Here is a 1,653-nt window from a genome sequence, read left to right as displayed (position 1 = left end):
AACTGAATTGATTCTATTTGATCAATACTTTCTGAGTCATAAATAAGTTGCCGAGCTATTCGACTTCTTGAATGACAGTTTGAAACATGCTGAGCTAGAGCAATTCTCAAACCTCTCAATTGCTCTGCTTCTAGCGAAACAATTGAATTGTCTTTCAATGTCCAATCTACTGAGACACCTAAATCACTTGCCACTATTATTCGGGCCTGTGAAGTAACATCTGACTCAAAAGTAAAGTTTAAAAAAGAAAAACCGCCATATTCGGCGGTTTCTCTTTGAATTTTGATCTCCGACCATTTTTGGTCTTTAGCTTGATCTAATGACCGAGGATCAATCCACTGTTTCAAATTATAATCAAATATATGATGAGTTGATGGTTGTTTGGGTATGTGTGCCCACCACCCACGGTAATACATATTTGAGGATGGAGGATCTGAAACAGCCAAACAACCAAGCGGTTTATTTAGTGCAATTGTTTCTTTATTTGCATAAATCAACTGTAGAAGCTCACCTCTTTTAGAAATAATAGCTGTCATTTCTTCATTTCCGTCAGAATCATTTGTGGACTTTGAATGCTAAAAATACCTGTAGTACTGTTTAAAGTAATACGTATCGCCCGAGTATTACGATTTGCAAAACCTAATTTGAGAACGTACGTAGCTGGCCCACTAAAAATATCTTCAATACCCGCATTCACCGCAAAAGTCCCAGTGAAATAAAATCCACCAGAACTCATTACATCGGTCGGAGGTGTTTCCTGCCGGGCGACTAAAGTTCCATTTCTGTAGATCGAAACAACTGCCCTAAGGTTTAACCTTTCAAAATATGAAAGCGAGCCACCATCCACCGCATACGCAGTCAAGTATTCATTCTTAAAAGCAATACAAGATGCATCTATTCGGCATTTCCCTCCTGATCTGTTGATTGTTGCTGTTAATAAATTCCCGAATTTAGCCTCCCACTCTGCAAGTTGAGAATTATAATCGCTGTATTGCGGACTATAGGCTCCTGAAACGACGATTTCACTTGTTGACTTGATTGATGTTGGAACAGTGACTGCTTCATCTTGTATCTTTAAAGTACCTACTGCTAAATCTTTGATTTTTCCTGCTGTCACGGCTAAATCTTCAATCTTTGCTGTTTTTACAGCCAAATCTTCTATATGTGAAGTCTTAACAGATTGATAATCCATAAACACTGATTTCAGGTATGCAGCAACAGGAAAAACAGTACCTGTGACTGGATCAGTAAATGGTGTGGTTCGGAAAATAAACGGATAAGAAACAGTGCCATTACTTCCACTCCCAATAGCAAATGAATCAAAATTTAAAATAAATTGAGATTCAACACCATTATTTGCACCACCCCACCCTGCAATTTTTCCATTTACATCCAGCTTGATAAATTTCTGCGCGTAAAGGCCATTAACAGATTGTGTCACCTCTTGAATGGCTGCTTTATTACCATTCAATTCTGTTTGTACTGTATCTGTCCGAATTGCTTGCGCCATATCCGCTTCGATTCTTGCTGATTGTTCAGACCATACGCCAGCATATCCACCAGAGTAACCAATCAATTCAGATTCTGAACCAATTAAAGTTGGATTGACTTGTGCATAAACACCATCGACCTTAGTTGTTGTTGCTGTCAATT

Annotated in this window: 2 protein-coding genes; both read right to left on the bottom strand. The window is 38.5% G+C overall.

The genetic code is table 11. The annotated features are described in order from the left end of the window. On the bottom strand, positions 1-536 hold a 536-nt coding region (locus ACG9ZL_RS20885; protein WP_419361780.1), incomplete at its 3' end, for a DUF4376 domain-containing protein. Further along, positions 533-1,653: phage tail tip fiber protein (locus tag ACG9ZL_RS20880; RefSeq protein ID WP_419361777.1), on the bottom strand; the 1,121-nt coding region annotated here is incomplete at its 5' end. The genes ACG9ZL_RS20885 and ACG9ZL_RS20880, both read right to left, overlap by 4 nt.

This window comes from Acinetobacter legionensis, from assembly GCF_048551735.1.
GTDB lineage: Bacteria > Pseudomonadota > Gammaproteobacteria > Pseudomonadales > Moraxellaceae > Acinetobacter.
The sequence above is the reverse complement of the archived record's forward strand: the minus strand, read 5'-3'. Positions and strand labels throughout refer to the sequence as shown.